We start from the raw sequence: 14,788 nt of genomic DNA, 5'->3' as shown, positions 1-14,788 counted from the left end.
GTTTCATAGGGGTCAAGGTGGCAAGGCTCAGGCGGCGGTCAATTCTCGACGGTGATCGCCGCCATCTCCCTTTCCGAAACAGGAAGCGACACGATGAGCGCTCAAAGCACGGTTCGCATAGTTCACATTCGAGGCACACAGGAAGGTCTCGACAAACTGGAGCAGGATCTGCGGTCGGTTTCCGACGCGCAGGACAATCTCGCCAAGAGCAGCGAGACCGTCGCCCGCACCACGGAAACGACCTCCCGTCGTCAGCTTTCAGCAGCCGGCGCATATGATCGCCTGCGCGGACAGATCGATTCACAGTTTCGAGCGCAAAGCCAGTTGGAGCGCGGGCAGCAAACGCTCGATCGCGCATTCCAACAGGGGCTGGCGACGCAGGCCGAATACAATCGCGCCATGGGGCAGCTGCGCGAGCGATACCTTTCCGCGACCGCCGCGAACGACAATTTCCGGGCGTCGAACGACAACACCGCCGCGTCGGTGGATCAATCGACCGGGCTGATAGACCGCCTGAAAAGCTCCGTCTCGCAGCTCGTGCTGGCGTATCTGAGTTTTCAGGGCGTCAAGATGCTCGGCAACATGGCCGATCAATGGAGCGAGATACAGGCGCGCGTCGTCAATGCGACCGGATCGTTCGAAGGCGGGCAGGCGGTTCTTGAGCGCCTGGGTCAGATGGCGCGCCGAACCTATTCGGATCTCGATCGCACGGCCGAAAGCTGGCTATCGAGTTCAACGTCGCTGACAGCGCTGGGCGTCTCGATCAGCGACCAGCTCGACCTGGTCGAAAGCTTCAACAATGCGCTGGTGATCAGCGCGACACGCGGGCAACGCGCTGAAAGCGTCCAGCGCGCATGGTCTGACGCAATTTCGCTCGGCAAGATGAACCTCGACCAGTTCAACACGGTCATGACCGGCAGCGACCGGCTCGCGCAGGCACTTGCCGATTCGATGGGCGTGAATGTCCTCGAGCTGCGCAAGATGGCGTCTGATGGCAAGATCACGCGCGAGGTAATGCTTGGCCTTTCATCGCAGCTCGAAACGCTGCGCGAAGAAGCCGACCGGATGCCCGCGACGATCGCGGACGGAATGACACTGATCAGAAACTCGCTGCTTATGACCATCGGCATGATGGATCAGGCGGGCGGCGCATCCGAGAGCTTCGCGGCTGGTCTCGTCATCATCGCCGACAACATGCAGCGGATGGTCACCTATGCGGCAACCGCCGCGACGGCGTACGGCACCTACTACGTCGGCGCGATGGTGGCGGCGCAGCTTGCGACGCATGGCCTCACAGGGGCGCTCGCTTTGCTCCGGACGGCGCTGATCCGGATCGGTATCGGCGCGGCCGTGGTGTTGCTCGGTGAACTGGTACACCAGCTTATCGAAGCACGTCGCAGCGCGGAAAGCTGGGGCGATGCTTTCGCGGACATTTTTGATCGCTCCAAGTCCATTCTCAACGCCTTTTCCTACTACTGGCAGAGCGCAGTTGCGCAGCTTGGCGCGGACTGGAACCGGATGCTGGCATCTATTGTCGAGGGCACAGAATGGGCGCTGTCGGGCGTTCTTGGCTTGCTGGGCGTCGCTACTGATGGCCTCGGCGATCGGGCGCGCGAGTTGCGGCAGGAGGCAGAGGCGGCAGCCGCGCTTTCAGTCGAAATGCAGGGCAAGGGCGATGCCGCCTGGAACCATGCTTTCCGCAGCCGCGAAAGCTCAACAGTGCTCCCGGCGATCACCACGACAGCCACGCTGCCATCGACCGTCGATGACAAGGGGCTGGCGAAGGCCGCGCGCGAAGCGAAGAAGCTGGAGGAAGCTTACGATCGCCTGACGTCGAAAGGTTACGACTTCATCCGGCAGCAGGAGCTGGAGGCGCAGTTGATCGGCCTGACCACCCTTGAGGCAAATAGCCTGCGGTATGCGCAGGACTGCCTCGGTGACGCCAAGCGCGCCGATATCAAGTTTTCGGCAGGACAGAGAATCGCAATTCAGAAACTGGCTGCGGCCCATGAGCAGGAGAATGATCAATGAGCGCCATCGTCGCCTATGAGGCTCCGAAAGCATCGTTTATCTTTACGGACGGTGCCGCCTACGATGTAACCGGCCGGCTGACGAGAATAAAGCGGAAGGTGACCGTATCGAACAAGGTGCCACTCGCGATCGCGTCTCGCGGTAACGCGGGCCTTGGCAAGATCCTCGTTGAAGGGCTGCTCGAACGCATCGAGGCCGATGGCTTCGACAAAGCCACGTCGATGTTCGAATCCGAGTTGCCGGAACTGATGGCGAGCATCGACGACGCTGGGACGCTGTTCCACACGCAAGTTTTCATCGCCGGACTGTCGGAAACGCATGGCGTTCGAAACGTGTTTTTCCAGATCCCAGGCAGTGACCGCTGGCCAAGTGACAAGATCCATCACCAGCCGGACTTTTTTACCGGCTTGAACTGCGACGAGGGGCTGACGCTGGATGACATGGGCGTTCGGCCGGTTCGCGATGGTGATGTTTTTCACGAGTGGATTCGGGATGCTGGCCTTTCGATGATGCAGTTCGCTCGGAAGAACCCGAAGCCGTCGCCATATTTCGAAGGGCTGTTCAGCTCTACCGGCGGGCATGTGGACATGACAACTGTCACCGCGAAGGGCGTCAAGGTCGAAACCATTCACCGTTGGAATGACGCGGTTGGCGAGCTGATCGATCCGACGAAAGATCGGCCGATCGCGAAGGTCATTCCGATGATGCCGCCTGCCATCGACGGCATGAGCCGGCAGCAGCGCCGCGCGATGAAAGCGCAGGGTCGAAAGCGCGTCGCATGATTGAGACAGATCTCGAATGGGGTGAAGCGAAGAACCGCGACGAGTTCATCCAAATCGGCTCGGCGTGCGGATACACGCTCGCCGAGCAAATGCGCCGACGCTGCCCTGCCGGTTGCAAGGTCGCCGTGCCAACCTTCCTGGCGGATGCCATGGCTTCGCTGTCCGAAGCGCGCGCCGAAATGCTGTCGCGGGGTGTGACAGCTTCTGACGCGGATGCATGGCAGAATGCTGCCATGACCGTCGTCAACCGTGCGGCCAAGTTCTGGATGGGATTATCTTAAACCAATCGGCGTGGGGGCGCTGTCTCGCAATAGCTGGGCACGACGTTCCGCCGACCTGCGTTTCACTTCCTCGCCTTTGGTAGCGTCCCCATCCGGAAGTCGAACCGGCACGCTGAAAGTGAGGCGATTAGCGCCAGTATGCTTTCGGTCAGCAGCTGCCTCTGCTCCCAACCCAAACACCTTTAAGCCCGCGCCTGCCGAGCCAGAAACTTCGGCGGTTACGGCCACGTCAAAATCGATGCGCGTGAAAACTCCGTGAGTGCCTGCGTTGAAAAGATTCCCGCCTGACGCTGCCGATAGCGAATTTGCGTTGACCAGATCGCCTTGATCAGCGGATTGGGCTTCAACGATGCCCGCAATTATCTCGCGAATGCTTTGAGAAACAAAATCTTTGAGTTCCATTTGTCGCCTCGCACCATCAAACGCGGGCATCTATCCAAGCCCATACGTCCTTCGCAAGCCACCCTTGATGTTGACCAGTCACCAATTGCGTGACTATCAACCGGTCGGTCTCACCCATCCTACGTCGAATTTCTGCCTCGAGCGTACTAGCATCGGAGGCTGATTGGATGAACCAAACTGAATCTAAGTCGGGATCCTTGACATGCGGATAAGTCTCGAGGTGGTCCACTAAAATCTGACGCGCTCGGGTATAATTCTGTTGTTGCTTGTTCAAGTCCCAAGTCACGAGATATACAGCCATTAAAACCTCCCTAAATAATTCTCCATTCCTTACATCTTGTGTCTCGGCAGACAAGCTCTGCCATCAGTTTGCGACACCGGCAGAGGCTGGGTTCCGGAAATAGAGGTTATCGGAAGTCAGGATATAGGGATGGCGTATGGACGCCAGCTATTCCCGGCCGGAATGGCTTTTCAAACATTCCACGCTGGAATGTCTTTTGGGACCACATCGTATTCCCGGCAAGAATTCGTTCTGAATTCTACGCCGCCACGGAATCCTTTCGGAGGCGAACGCCGGGGCCTTGATCGTCATCGTTGATGAAAATGACGCCTGAGGATTCGAGTGCACGTTTGATCGCTGCTGCGTTGGCAGACGTCATGGATACAGGGCCATCTTCCTGCTCGGCCCGTCGAACGGTTGCCACGCCAATGTTTGCTTCAGAGGCCAAATCATCGGCTCGCCACCGCAGCAATGCGCGAGCCGCCCGGATCTGCGCGCCAGTGATCTGAGCCATATCAGATGATTTCCTATTGATCGTTAACCAATCTAGTGATATGCCAGCAATCACTTGATACGCCACATAATAGGAGCAAATGATGCGATCCGCAATGGAATTCGCCGTTGGCGAAGCTTTGCCTGAAAAGGATTCGATCCCTTCGACTATGGAATTGAGTTCCATACCGAAGGTTTCGAGGCGCGGTGCGATATCGGCATTGGCAGCGTCCATGACACTTCTAACAGTGCGCGCATCGTCGGCAGAGGAAAGATTGGTCGAGGTTTCTACGGACGAGGCCTATGCGACGCGCTTTGGCGCGCACGATCGCCTCAAGCATCATTTGATGATGGCCATGCAGGCGATGGAGGAGATTGCCGAAAACGGACGTTGGACGATCGTCATGGACGGCAGAATGGATATCGGTTGGCGGCACATTCGCGCGGGCTATTGGAGCGAAGAGAAACTGGATGGCGGCATCCGCTACGGCAAGCCGGTCGAGGTTTTCCACTGGCAAGATGGCGCGTATGGGAGCACGTCATGAAGGAGAACCCTTACTCCTTAGATGACCTTCTGGCGGACATCACGCATTGCCATGATCTCGTCGACATGGCCGTAGACTTGGCCGTTAGCGTCGATCGCGATCCGCTTTCGACCGAAGACACCTTGAAGCTCAAGCGTGTCGAATCGCTCTTGTGGGCCACGAGAGACATCGCAGACCGCGCCAGCAGGCTCTCCCACGAAAATTATGCCGGGCTGTTACGTGGGGCAGCGATCGGTGGCTAATTCATCCACCAGTCCAACTGGGGAAATTCCCCAGTCCTCGGTGCGGAAGTTCCACAGCGTGTCGGTGGGGAATTTCCACACCCGTTTCTTACAGTAAAAAATACCATTGACGAGTTGGGATTAGGTCAGTACCTATTCGTAAAAGTTACCAAAAGGGCAGTGATATGCGGTCTCGTGAGCTACAGAGTGCTTTAGCTTCAATGACGAATCGTCCCGAAACGGAGATGGATCAAAGAACGCGCACTCTGCGCGAAGCGCTCAAAATACCAACCGGTCCGCGAGGCGTGCATGCGCCCCACATGGATATCGGTGCGGCCGCCTTGCACGTCCTGGCCATGGTTTCGCGCCGGCCGGCAGATGCAGCCGACGTTGCATGGCGGTTGTTCGACTGCAAGCTCGTGCGGCATCCACTGCATCCTGGCCTGTCGGAAGCGTTTCAAGGCGAGGCCCGCTCGCTGGCCACCTTTCTACTCATGGCAATGAACCGCGGGCTTGGGAGTGCGGGGTTCGCGATCAAGAGCTTCGAATTTCAAGAAGACGGCTCATATGCGTGGATGAATTTTGATCGTCGCAGCCTTTTGAATTTGCGCTTTGTATTCAGCAGCCATGATGCGCATGCGAACCTCGACCAAGCAGACGCGGCAGATCTTTATCGGAACATTGATAGCCGGTCTGCAGGAAACAGGTTTGTAATTGGTGCGGAGCGGCTGGTGGCTGTCGGCCACCAGATCCTTATGGACTGCCCTGAGGACAGTGAACTTGAAGCCGGGATTGAAATCGAACGCCTGGTGGTTGCAACGGACAACGATGGTCGTGAGGTCTCCAGTGAAGCAAATTGAAATCACGAGAGCGATTAGAGCTGCGCAAAACGCTGGATTGAAGATAGCAGAATTCGTTGCGACGAAGGACGGCGTACGCGTCATCACGGCAGACGGCGGACAGGGGCGAGCCGCAGAACAAAACCCCTGGGATCGGGTGTTAACCGATGCCTCGCAGAAATAGAGGTGGTCTTCCACTTCACGTCAGCGTCGCGCGCGATCGGCACGGAAAGACGCGGTTGCGTTTCCGGAAAGGGCTGTTCTCTGCCTATCTCAGTGGGATACTCACGGACGAAGCGAGGGAAATCGCCGCGCTACTAAAAACGGCTGATTTCTGGCAGGCATACGAATCGGCTCTCAAGGGCCTCGATGCGGCAACTTCGGCAATTGGCGCGAAACGCGCACGTCCGGGGTCTGTCGCGGCACTCATCCTTTCATTCTACCGGTCACCGGAATTCCTCGGACTATCCGAAGCAACAAAGGCGACTTACCGGGGCATTCTCGACCGTTTTGCGCGGCTGCACGGCGAAGATCCAGTGAAGTTGCTTCAGCGGCAGCACATCAAAGCCATCATCGGCGGAATGTCGGATCGGCCGCATGCTGCGAACAATCTGCTACGGCTCTTAAGGCTTGTTCTCGATTTTGCGGTCGATATCGAACTTATCCCAACCAACGCCGCTCGCGGTCTCAAGGGCTTCCGCGTGAAGGCAAAGGGTTTTGCGACCTGGAGCGAGGCAGACATTGCGGCTTTCGAGGCAAGGCACCCGATAGGTTCACGAGCGCGACTAGCTATGGCTCTCATGCTCTACACCGGCCAACGGCGCGGCGATGTCGTTCGGCTCGGCTGGCAGCATGTGGATGGATCGCGGATCGCCGTGCAGCAGAACAAGACTGGGCAGGCGCTAAAGATAACAATGCACGCCGCGCTGCTTGATGCCCTCGCGCACGCTCCACGCACGAATATGACGTTCCTGATAACCGAATTCGGCGCACCGTTCACGCCAGCAGGTTTCGGCAACTGGTTTCGTGAGCAGTGTGATTCGGCGGGTCTTAAAGGCCTCTCAGCGCATGGCCTACGGAAAGCGGCAGCACGGCGCTTGGCAGATGCCGGCAATAGCACCAAGCGAATTCAGGCCATAACAGGCCACAAAACCCTGAAGGAAGTCGAGCGATATACGCTCGCGGCCGATCAGCAACGCCTTGCCGATGAGGCTGTGAAAAGCATGCCCGACAGATCGGATCGAGAACAGAATTTTCCCAACCTTGGCGAAAGGTTGGACAAACAAGCATCCAAGAGGCTGAAATGACAACGCTTCGTCATAAGGGTGGCGGAGAGGATGGGATTCGAACCCACGAGAGCCTTTTGAGCCCTACTCCCTTAGCAGGGGAGCGCCTTCGACCACTCGGCCACCTCTCCGGTGACCCGGTCGATAAAGAAGAAGAGCCGCACAATCAATACGGACATTCGATTCCAACGTCGAAAATCGAGTTGCCTTTACGATTCGCGAATCCGTCGGGGCAGGTCCGGACGATTCCCGTGATTCCGTCCCGGCGGCTCGCCGGTCTTGTCGTGCTGCGGGCTCAAAGTCGCCTCATCCCTTAAGAGAACGTAAAGGCCGGGGGTCAAATCGTGGCTTTTCTGCAACAAGCCTTTCCCTTGCGAGGGCACAAAGGGCGTTTAAGATGCAAACGCGGTTGATCGGGAATGCGTCCTGCGTATTGTCAGCATCGAGAAAGGGCGGACACAAACCTCCTTTTTCGGAATTGGGGATGGGGCAGGGAAACGCTGTCCTTCAGCAAAAAGAGCCCAGACCCGCTTAACAACTTTTGACTGGAGGTCAGAAATGAACATCAAGAGCCTTCTTCTCGGCTCCGCCGCTGGACTGGTTGCCGTATCGGGCGCCCAGGCAGCCGACGCCATCGTTTACGCAGAGCCGGAGCCCGTCGAATACGTTCGCGTTTGCGACGTTTACGGCGCCGGCTTCTTCTACATCCCGGGCACCGAGACCTGCCTGCGCATCGGCGGTGAAGTCCGTTACCAGATCGGCTTCGCCAGCGATTCGGACGTTTTCGCTCCCGGTTCGGTCCTCGACGGCAACTACCAGGGCTTCATCGAAGGCGGCTACAACAAGCTGGCCCGCGCTCGTATCTTCTTCGACGCTCGTTCGGACACCGAGTGGGGCACGCTCCGCGGTTACGTTCGCTGGGAAGGCAACACCACGACGCAGGCTGGCAACGGCACCGTCGGCAACAACAAGGCCTTCCTCGAGCTCGGCGGCCTGAAGATGGGTCGTGACGATTCGGCTTGGGCGTTCACGCCGAATGCAGGCGCTGCCAACTTCGGTTCGCACTCGGATGGCGGCCTGTACTACGGCTTCCAGCGTCGCAACCTGGTGCAGTACAACTTCGGTGGTTCCAACGGCTTCTTCGCCACGGTTTCGCTCGAAGACAACCGCGCCAACATTGCGGGTGCTGTTCCGGCCGCCTTTGGTGGTGGTACCTACGAAAACAACGGCTACGTGCCGGACGTCGTCGGCAAGGTCGGCATCACGCAGGGCTGGGGCTCCGTCTGGGGTCAGGTCGGTTACGACTACGACCGTACCGGCGGCTTCACGGGTAATGCCGTTGCGACTAGCAACTCGTTCATCGCTGGTCAGGTTGACGACTCGGGCTACACCGCCGCTCTCGGCGCGCAGTTCAACATCCCGGCCTACGAAGGCTCCTCGCTCCGCCTGATCGGTTACTATGCCGACAGCGACAACGCCTACAACGGCAATGGCGGTGAGTGGTCGGTCATCGGTTCGTACTACCACCAGTTCACGCCGACCTTCGGCGCTTCGGTTGGCGGTCAGTGGATCAGCGACATCTACGTTCCGGGCACCGACATTTCGTCGGGTGCTGACGCCTGGGCCGCTGAGCTCAACGTCGTCTGGACCCCGGTCCGCGACTTCGCCGTTCGTACGGAAGTTGTCTACACGGACGTCGACGCCGGCTTCCTCGGCAGCGGCATCGAAGGTGGCGACTCCACCTCGGGCTTCGTTCGCTTCTCGCGTTTCTTCTAAGAAGCTCGAAAGTACCAAGTCTAAAGAGACCCGCGGCTTTGCCGCGGGTCTTTTTTTTGAGCGGAAAGGGCTGCAAGCTTTTCGAATTTGTGGAACCGGCAAGGCAAACCGCCGTTGTGGTGGTACTCAAGACAGCGTCTTGTTTCCAAATACCGAGGAGAACAGAATATGAAATTCCATCTTGCCGCCGCGACGTCCGCCATGCTTCTCATTTCGGGCGCAGCATTCGCCCAGAACACGTCGGCGCCTACGGATACGCCCGACAATCCGGTTCAGGCCGAGATGAACGACATGGACCGCGCCTTCTTCGAAAGCGGCACGGATTTTACGCCCCTCTATTCCGACATGGATACGATGACCGTGTATGAGGGTGACGAATTCAACACCGCATTCACCGGAATGACCGATGGCGACCGGGCTTCGATCATCGAGGCTTGTGATCGGGCGCTTGAAGAGCGCGGCAGCTATGGCACGGTGACCCTCGGCCTGTGCGATCAGGTCGACGCCTTCGAACAGCAGTAAGGCTTAGTCCTTCACAAGCTGAAAAAATTAAGGCGGAGAGGGCATGCCCTCTCCGCCTTTCTCGTTTATTCAAAAGTAACGGTTGAGACTTTCCTAGCGCCGTCCGCCCGTCAAATCCGCCACCACATCCGCGCGCCCCGAAAGGCGCATCTTGTAGACCTGATAGTTCTCCATCACGCGCTGAACGTAGGAACGCGTCTCGTGGAACGGGATGCGCTCGATCCAATCGACCACCTGTTCGATGTTCTGCCCGCGCGGGTCGCCGAAACGGCTCACCCACTGCGCGGCACGGCTCGGGCCCGCATTGTAGCCCGCGAAGGTGAGGATGTAGGAGCCGTTGAAGCGGTCGAGCTGTTCGCCGAGATAGGCGGCGCCCAGCGCGGCGTTGTAGCCGGCGTCGCGCGTGAGCCGCGCCTGGTCGAAGGAGACGCCCGTCTTGCGCGCCATGTCGCGCGCCGTTCCCGGCAGCAATTGCAGGATGCCGAGCGCGCCTGCGCCCGAGCGCGCCGAGATGTTGAATTCGCTTTCCTGCCGCGCGATCGCATAGGCAAGCGCCTTGCCGGCGGCCGAAATGTTGGCGTTGCCGGGAATGGCCCCGACCGGGTGGGCGAGCGCCCCGACGTCGAGACCGCGTCCCGCCGCCCATTTGCCGACGCGCAAGGCGAGCGGATGATCGCCCCGGCGCTCCGCCATCACGGCCAGAAGCGCAAGTTCGCCGACGCTGTCGAGTTGCAGCGCGAGATCGCGATAGAGTGTATTCGCCCGGCCCTGATGACCGGCGCGTTCGAGCCGGCGGATCGCCTGCACTGCCTGACGGCCTTCGAAATTGCGACGGTCGGCGTCGGAAGCGGAGGGGAAGGCGGCCGAAATGGTCGTCGCGTTCAGCTTGGCGGCGGCAAGCTGACCGTAAAATGCGGTGCCGTAGCGCGCGCCGCGCTGGTAATAGTCGCGCGCGGTGCCCGGCCCGCCGGCCTCGGCGGCGCGGCCGAGCCAGTAATAGCCGCGCGATAGCGAGATCGGGCCTTCGGAAATCTGCACGATCCGGTTGAAATGGTTGTGCGCGGTGCGCGGATCGTTGAGGAAGCGCAGGGCGAACCAGCCGGCATGGAATTCGGCGTCGACGGCATTGGCAGGGCTTTCGGCCGAATGACCGGCGGCAACCTGATAGGCAAGCCGGTTTTCGCCGAGGTCGATCAGTTCACGCGCCAGAACGCGCCGCTCGATCCACCATGCGTCCGGATTGACGAGATTGGCGGCTCCCGTCGGTGCCTGCAAAATGGTTTGCGCGGCTTCCTTGTATCGTTCCGCGCGGCGTTGATGGCGCGCCTGCGCGAAATAGAAACCGGCCTTCTTCTGGGCCTGCGGAACGGCGGCGAGCAGACGGCCGGCATTGTTCTCGCCGCGAATGACGGCGGCCCATGCCTTGGTCAGCGCTTCGCCGCCGGCAAGGCCGGCCACGCGTTCGGCCGAGGTGACGCGGTCGATGTGGAGCATGGATTCCATCCGCGCCCAGTGATCGGACGCGGGGAGCAGGCGGCCGAACTCACGGATCATCGAAGCTTCTTCGCCCGGCTCCAGCCGTTCGGTGCGCCAGAACGGCGCGAGCGTCGCACGGGCGGCCTGCGTGTTGCCGACGGACAGATGCGCGCGGGTCAGCGCGATGGTGCCTTCGCGGGTTTCGGGCTGCGTATCGCCAAAGGCGCGCAGAACGGCTTGCGGCCCCGCGTTCTCGCGCAAAAGCGCGCGTTCGGAATTGGCCCGCAGCCGCGACATGCCCGGCCAGCCCTTGAGCGCGAATGCCGCTTCGGCGATCTCGGACGACGGCACGCCTTCGGCGCCGCTGGTCGCGATCGCCCATGAAAGGATCGCGCGGTCGAGCGAATTGGACGGCAGATTGTTTCGCGCGGTCCGCGCGCGAGAGATGTTGCCCGATTGCAGCGCGTCGAGGCCGGCCTTCAGCCTGGAAACGTCGCCCGTGACGATGAGGTCCGTCGCCATTGCGGCGGCGGATTGCGCGACGATCGAATTCGTCGTGAACGAATTGTCGACATTGCCGACGGCCTGGTAGGGGCGCTGGCTTGGAAGCGGCGGATTGGCGGGCAATGCCGGATTGGCGAAGCCCAGGCTTGGCAGAAGGGCGAGTGTCAAGCCGGTAAGCGCGACGCGGGTCCTGAGTGTGGGCTGCATTCGTTCGGTCCTGGGCCGTTCGTCGTGGATGTCTCGGTCGGGAAAGGCAAAGGTACAGTCTGACGAGTGAAGACGAGGTAAACGATTGGTTATCGGCAGGCATCAAATACGATGAATGGCCGTTTTTCTCGCCGGGAATTTGGCGGGCGAAGCCGTCAAGACTATGGTGCAAGCGGCCGCGATCGTCTAGAAGGCGGGCATATTGGCGCTTTATGCGCTGTTTTCGCCCAGGAGCTATCCGATCATGTTCACAGGTTCGCTGACCGCGCTCGTCACCCCCTTCACCAAGGACGGTGCGCTCGACGAGAAAGCGTATCGCGACCTGATCGAATGGCAGGTCGCGGAAGGCACGAACGGGTTCGTACCTGTCGGAACGACCGGCGAATCGCCGACGCTCAGCCATGAAGAGCATCGCCGCGTCGTCGAACTGTGCATCGAGACGGCGGCCCGCCGCGCGCCGGTGATCGCCGGGGCGGGATCGAACAGCACGGCCGAAGCAGTGGCACTTGCCCAGTTTGCCGAGGTAGCCGGCGCGGACGCCGTTCTGGTTGTGACGCCCTATTATAACAAGCCCAACCAGCGTGGCCTTTACGCCCATTTCGCGGCCGTCGCCGAGGCCGTCAAGCTGCCCGTCATCATCTACAACATCCCGCCGCGCTCGGTCATCGACATGATGCCCGAGACGATGGGACGTCTGGTGAAGGATTTCGCCAATATCGTCGGCGTGAAGGACGCGACCGGCAAGATCGAGCGCGTGTCCGAACAGCGCATCACCTGCGGGCCGGACTTCATCCAGCTTTCGGGTGAGGACGCCTCCGCGCTCGGCTTCAACGCCCATGGCGGGCAGGGCGCGATTTCGGTCACGTCCAACGTCGCGCCGCGCCTGTGCGCCGAGTTCCAGCGCGCCTCGCTTTCGGGCGACCGGGAAAAGGCGATCGAATTGCAGGACCGGCTGATGCCGTTGCACAAGGCGATCTTCATCGAGGCCGGCGTGTCGGGCGCGAAATATGCGCTGTCGCGCCTCGGCAAGATCGAGAACAGCGTCCGCTCGCCGCTGGTCACCGTCGAACCGTCGACGGCGCAGGCCATCGACGCCGCTCTGGTCCACGCCGGCTTGATCAACTGACGCCGACGCACCAATTTGGGACCATGGCAAAGGAAAAAGACAATAATTCGAAGACGGTGGCCGAGAACCGCAAGGCGCGTTTCGCCTATGAGGTTACGGATACCTATGAGGCGGGCCTGTCTCTGACGGGCACGGAGGTGAAGTCGTTGCGCGAGGGGCAGGCCAATATCGGCGAATCCTACGCGTCGGCGGAAGGCGGAGAGATCTGGCTGATCAACTCCTATATTCCTGAATACACGCAAGGAAACCGCTTCAACCACGAGCCGCGCCGCCGCCGGAAGCTGTTGTTGAAGAAAAAGGAAATGGCTCGCCTGGCGCAGGGCGTCGAGCGCGAGGGCATGACCATGGTCCCTTTGAAAATTTACTTCAACGAGAAGGGCCGCGCGAAGCTCCTGTTCGGTCTGGGCAAGGGCAAGAAGCTCCACGACAAGCGCGAGACCGAGAAAAAGCGCGACTGGAGCCGGGAAAAAGCCCGGTTGTTAAAGGCGCACGGTTAATTCGGTGCAGGCTGAAATCGCTGGTGTGATTTTTTCCGGCGAATTGACGATCGATTGTAGGGGCATGGATTCCTGTGACGAGCACAGGAATGACGATGCATAATTGGCATTTCCCAATCGCCAGCGATGGAGGCTGGCGTCAACTTTGATGCCGTCATTCCTGTGCTCGTCACAGGAATCCATGCCTCGCCATATCTGCTCCGAGATGACGCAGGTCAGCACCATCGTGCAGCCATAACCGCTCAGTCTGCGCCCAGAAACGCCCGCACCTCGCCGAAAACATCGACGAACATCTCCTCCGTCAATCGTCCCGTGTTCGTGTTGTAGCGCGAGCAGTGATAGCTCGAAAACACGCGCAGGCCGCCGAGTTCGGCTTGTGCGCCATGGCCGAAGGGGTGGGCCGCGACGCGTCCGCCCAGCGCGCGCACGACCGACTGGTGCGAAACCAGTCCGAGCGTCACGATCGCCCTCAAATTCGCGAACCGCGCCATGGTCGGCACGAGAAACCGCCGGCACGTATTGATCTCGGCGCCGACGGGCTTGTTCTCCGGCGGCACGCAGCGCACGGCGTTCGTGACCGCGGTTCCAGTCAATTCGAGGCTGTCGTCGGGGCGCGCCTTGAATTCGCCACGGGCGAAGCCGAACCGCTTCAGCGTCGAATAGAGAAGGTCGCCGGCATAGTCGCCCGTGAAGGGGCGCCCGGTGCGGTTTGCGCCGCGCAGTCCCGGCGCAAGGCCGACGATCAGGAGTTCGACCTTGTCGTCGCCGGCCGCGTCCGCCCATGTCGGCACGGGCGCGTTGAACCAGTGCGGTTCCTTGCGCCGCCACTCGGCGATGAAACCGTGCAGGCGCGGGCACAGCGGACAATCGGGCGATGGCTCGGCCGGGCCGATCGAGGGCATGCGCCCGCTCAAAGCTCGTCGTCCTCGATGAATTCCGGTGTCGCCGGACGTCTGGCGACGCGTTCGCCGCCTTCGCGTCCGATCTTGCTCTTCAAAGCGCTGAGTTCGATGAAATGATCGGCCTGCCGGCGCAGATCGTCCGAGATCATGGACGGGTTCGAGGTCATCGTGGAGGCGATGGAAACCTTGCGTCCCTTGCGTTGCAGCGCCTCGACGAGGGTGCGAAAATCGCCGTCGCCTGAAAAGATCACGTAATGGTCGACCGTGCCGGCAAGTTCCAGAGCACCGACGGCCAGTTCGATGTCCATATTGCCCTTGATCTTGCGCCGGCCGGTCGCATCGGTGAATTCGCGGGCCGGCTTGGTGACGACCGTGTAACCATTGTAGTCGAGCCAGTCGATCAGCGGGCGGATGGACGAGTATTCCTGGTCCTCGATCAGCGCCGTGTAGTAATAGGCGCGCAAAAGATAGCCTTCGCTTTGAAAATGGCTGAGCAGCTTGCGGTAGTCGATGTCAAAGCCAAGCGCGCGCGAGGTCGCATAGAGATTGGCTCCGTCGATGAAAAGGGCGATCTTCTCGCGCGGGTCGAACATGGCTGAGGTCCTTCGGCAGTGGCTTT

The 14,788-nt window shown here is 60.2% G+C and carries 16 protein-coding genes and 1 tRNA gene; 11 read left to right on the top strand and 6 right to left on the bottom strand.

Features of this window, described 5'->3' with window-relative positions:
- The first annotated feature begins 93 nt into the window (after positions 1 to 93).
- The 3 genes from GTW25_RS00155 to GTW25_RS00145 are packed head-to-tail and all read left to right on the top strand — an operon-like array spanning position 94 to position 3,094.
- Entirely contained in the window at positions 94 to 2,031 is a 1,938-nt protein-coding gene (locus tag GTW25_RS00155) for a tape measure protein (RefSeq protein WP_252909941.1), read from the top strand.
- On the top strand, positions 2,028 to 2,813 hold the full coding sequence (locus GTW25_RS00150; protein ID WP_252909940.1) for a hypothetical protein: 786 nt from the start codon (positions 2,028 to 2,030) through the stop codon (positions 2,811 to 2,813). The genes GTW25_RS00155 and GTW25_RS00150 overlap by 4 nt, the downstream gene beginning before the upstream one ends.
- A complete protein-coding gene (locus GTW25_RS00145) occupies positions 2,810 to 3,094 on the top strand; it encodes a hypothetical protein (RefSeq protein WP_252909939.1) in 285 nt (94 codons plus the stop codon). Before GTW25_RS00150 ends, GTW25_RS00145 begins: the two co-directional genes overlap by 4 nt.
- On the opposite strand, the gene GTW25_RS00140 is transcribed toward GTW25_RS00145, so the two are convergent.
- Entirely contained in the window at positions 3,086 to 3,496 is a 411-nt protein-coding gene (locus GTW25_RS00140; protein ID WP_252909938.1) for a hypothetical protein, read from the bottom strand. The two genes, GTW25_RS00145 and GTW25_RS00140, sit on opposite strands and share 9 nt — an antisense overlap.
- 539 nt (positions 3,497 to 4,035) lie before the next feature.
- Positions 4,036 to 4,503, bottom strand: coding sequence for a hypothetical protein (locus tag GTW25_RS20535; protein ID WP_308206214.1), 468 nt, complete (start codon positions 4,501 to 4,503; stop codon positions 4,036 to 4,038).
- Between GTW25_RS20535 and GTW25_RS00130 the strand changes: the two genes are divergently transcribed.
- The 4 genes from GTW25_RS00130 (at position 4,490) to GTW25_RS00115 (ending at position 7,180) form a co-directional block, all read left to right on the top strand.
- Entirely contained in the window at positions 4,490 to 4,813 is a 324-nt protein-coding gene (locus tag GTW25_RS00130; protein ID WP_252909937.1) for a hypothetical protein, read from the top strand. The two genes, GTW25_RS20535 and GTW25_RS00130, sit on opposite strands and share 14 nt — an antisense overlap.
- On the top strand, positions 4,810 to 5,055 hold the full coding sequence (locus tag GTW25_RS00125) for a hypothetical protein (protein ID WP_252909936.1): 246 nt from the start codon (positions 4,810 to 4,812) through the stop codon (positions 5,053 to 5,055). The genes GTW25_RS00130 and GTW25_RS00125 overlap by 4 nt, the downstream gene beginning before the upstream one ends.
- A gap of 224 nt (positions 5,056 to 5,279) precedes the next feature.
- Positions 5,280 to 5,894 (top strand): hypothetical protein, encoded by a 615-nt coding sequence (locus tag GTW25_RS00120; protein ID WP_252909935.1) that lies wholly within the window; start codon positions 5,280 to 5,282, stop codon positions 5,892 to 5,894.
- A 218-nt stretch (positions 5,895 to 6,112) separates the two neighbouring features.
- Entirely contained in the window at positions 6,113 to 7,180 is a 1,068-nt protein-coding gene (locus tag GTW25_RS00115; protein WP_252909934.1) for a tyrosine-type recombinase/integrase, read from the top strand.
- A gap of 19 nt (positions 7,181 to 7,199) precedes the next feature.
- Here the strand turns inward: GTW25_RS00115 and GTW25_RS00110 are convergent.
- Positions 7,200 to 7,290, bottom strand: a tRNA-Ser gene (locus GTW25_RS00110).
- A gap of 427 nt (positions 7,291 to 7,717) precedes the next feature.
- Between GTW25_RS00110 and GTW25_RS00105 the strand changes: the two genes are divergently transcribed.
- Positions 7,718 to 8,935: a porin gene (locus tag GTW25_RS00105; protein ID WP_252909933.1), complete on the top strand. Its 1,218-nt coding sequence runs from the start codon at positions 7,718 to 7,720 to the stop codon at positions 8,933 to 8,935.
- Positions 8,936 to 9,103: 168 nt separating this feature from the next.
- The gene (locus GTW25_RS00100) at positions 9,104 to 9,457 is read left to right on the top strand and encodes a hypothetical protein (protein ID WP_252909932.1); all 354 of its coding nucleotides are present in this window, start codon (positions 9,104 to 9,106) and stop codon (positions 9,455 to 9,457) included.
- Between the two features lie 93 nt (positions 9,458 to 9,550).
- Here GTW25_RS00100 and GTW25_RS00095 read toward each other — a convergent pair whose 3' ends face one another.
- Positions 9,551 to 11,644, bottom strand: coding sequence for a lytic transglycosylase domain-containing protein (locus tag GTW25_RS00095; protein WP_252909931.1), 2,094 nt, complete (start codon positions 11,642 to 11,644; stop codon positions 9,551 to 9,553).
- Positions 11,645 to 11,888: 244 nt separating this feature from the next.
- On the opposite strand from GTW25_RS00095, the gene dapA reads away from it, so the two are divergent.
- Together dapA and smpB are read left to right on the top strand one after the other, a co-directional pair.
- Positions 11,889 to 12,770 (top strand): 4-hydroxy-tetrahydrodipicolinate synthase, encoded by an 882-nt coding sequence (gene dapA / locus GTW25_RS00090; protein ID WP_252909930.1) that lies wholly within the window; start codon positions 11,889 to 11,891, stop codon positions 12,768 to 12,770.
- Positions 12,771 to 12,793: 23 nt separating this feature from the next.
- A complete protein-coding gene (smpB, locus tag GTW25_RS00085; protein ID WP_252909929.1) occupies positions 12,794 to 13,267 on the top strand; it encodes an SsrA-binding protein SmpB in 474 nt (157 codons plus the stop codon).
- Positions 13,268 to 13,509: 242 nt separating this feature from the next.
- Here the strand turns inward: smpB and GTW25_RS00080 are convergent, their stop codons facing one another.
- Positions 13,510 to 14,169: a uracil-DNA glycosylase gene (locus GTW25_RS00080; RefSeq protein WP_252910633.1), complete on the bottom strand. Its 660-nt coding sequence runs from the start codon at positions 14,167 to 14,169 to the stop codon at positions 13,510 to 13,512.
- Between the two features lie 8 nt (positions 14,170 to 14,177).
- Positions 14,178 to 14,762 carry a LabA-like NYN domain-containing protein gene (locus tag GTW25_RS00075; protein ID WP_252909920.1) on the bottom strand — a complete coding sequence of 195 codons (585 nt, stop codon included), beginning with the start codon at positions 14,760 to 14,762 and terminating at the stop codon, positions 14,178 to 14,180.
- Between the last annotated feature and the right edge of the window lie 26 nt (positions 14,763 to 14,788).

The organism is Aliihoeflea aestuarii (assembly GCF_024105665.1).
Lineage (GTDB): Bacteria > Pseudomonadota > Alphaproteobacteria > Rhizobiales > Rhizobiaceae > Aliihoeflea > Aliihoeflea aestuarii.
The sequence above is the reverse complement of the archived record's forward strand: the minus strand, read 5'-3'. Positions and strand labels throughout refer to the sequence as shown.

What these genes read in the sequence shown, in the direction of transcription:
- smpB (WP_252909929.1), top strand. Translation starts at nt 12,794, where the DNA reads ATGGCAAAGGAAAAAGACAATAATTCGAAGACGGTGGCCGAGAACCGC.
- GTW25_RS00150 (WP_252909940.1), top strand. Translation starts at nt 2,028, where the DNA reads ATGAGCGCCATCGTCGCCTATGAGGCTCCGAAAGCATCGTTTATCTTT.
- GTW25_RS00140 (WP_252909938.1), bottom strand. Translation starts at nt 3,496, where the DNA reads ATGGAACTCAAAGATTTTGTTTCTCAAAGCATTCGCGAGATAATTGCG.
- GTW25_RS00100 (WP_252909932.1), top strand. Translation starts at nt 9,104, where the DNA reads ATGAAATTCCATCTTGCCGCCGCGACGTCCGCCATGCTTCTCATTTCG.
- GTW25_RS00105 (WP_252909933.1), top strand. Translation starts at nt 7,718, where the DNA reads ATGAACATCAAGAGCCTTCTTCTCGGCTCCGCCGCTGGACTGGTTGCC.
- GTW25_RS00120 (WP_252909935.1), top strand. Translation starts at nt 5,280, where the DNA reads ATGGATCAAAGAACGCGCACTCTGCGCGAAGCGCTCAAAATACCAACC.
- GTW25_RS00155 (WP_252909941.1), top strand. Translation starts at nt 94, where the DNA reads ATGAGCGCTCAAAGCACGGTTCGCATAGTTCACATTCGAGGCACACAG.
- GTW25_RS00075 (WP_252909920.1), bottom strand. Translation starts at nt 14,762, where the DNA reads ATGTTCGACCCGCGCGAGAAGATCGCCCTTTTCATCGACGGAGCCAAT.
- GTW25_RS00145 (WP_252909939.1), top strand. Translation starts at nt 2,810, where the DNA reads ATGATTGAGACAGATCTCGAATGGGGTGAAGCGAAGAACCGCGACGAG.
- GTW25_RS00080 (WP_252910633.1), bottom strand. Translation starts at nt 14,169, where the DNA reads ATGCCCTCGATCGGCCCGGCCGAGCCATCGCCCGATTGTCCGCTGTGC.
- dapA (WP_252909930.1), top strand. Translation starts at nt 11,889, where the DNA reads ATGTTCACAGGTTCGCTGACCGCGCTCGTCACCCCCTTCACCAAGGAC.
- GTW25_RS20535 (WP_308206214.1), bottom strand. Translation starts at nt 4,503, where the DNA reads ATGGACGCTGCCAATGCCGATATCGCACCGCGCCTCGAAACCTTCGGT.
- GTW25_RS00125 (WP_252909936.1), top strand. Translation starts at nt 4,810, where the DNA reads ATGAAGGAGAACCCTTACTCCTTAGATGACCTTCTGGCGGACATCACG.
- GTW25_RS00095 (WP_252909931.1), bottom strand. Translation starts at nt 11,644, where the DNA reads ATGCAGCCCACACTCAGGACCCGCGTCGCGCTTACCGGCTTGACACTC.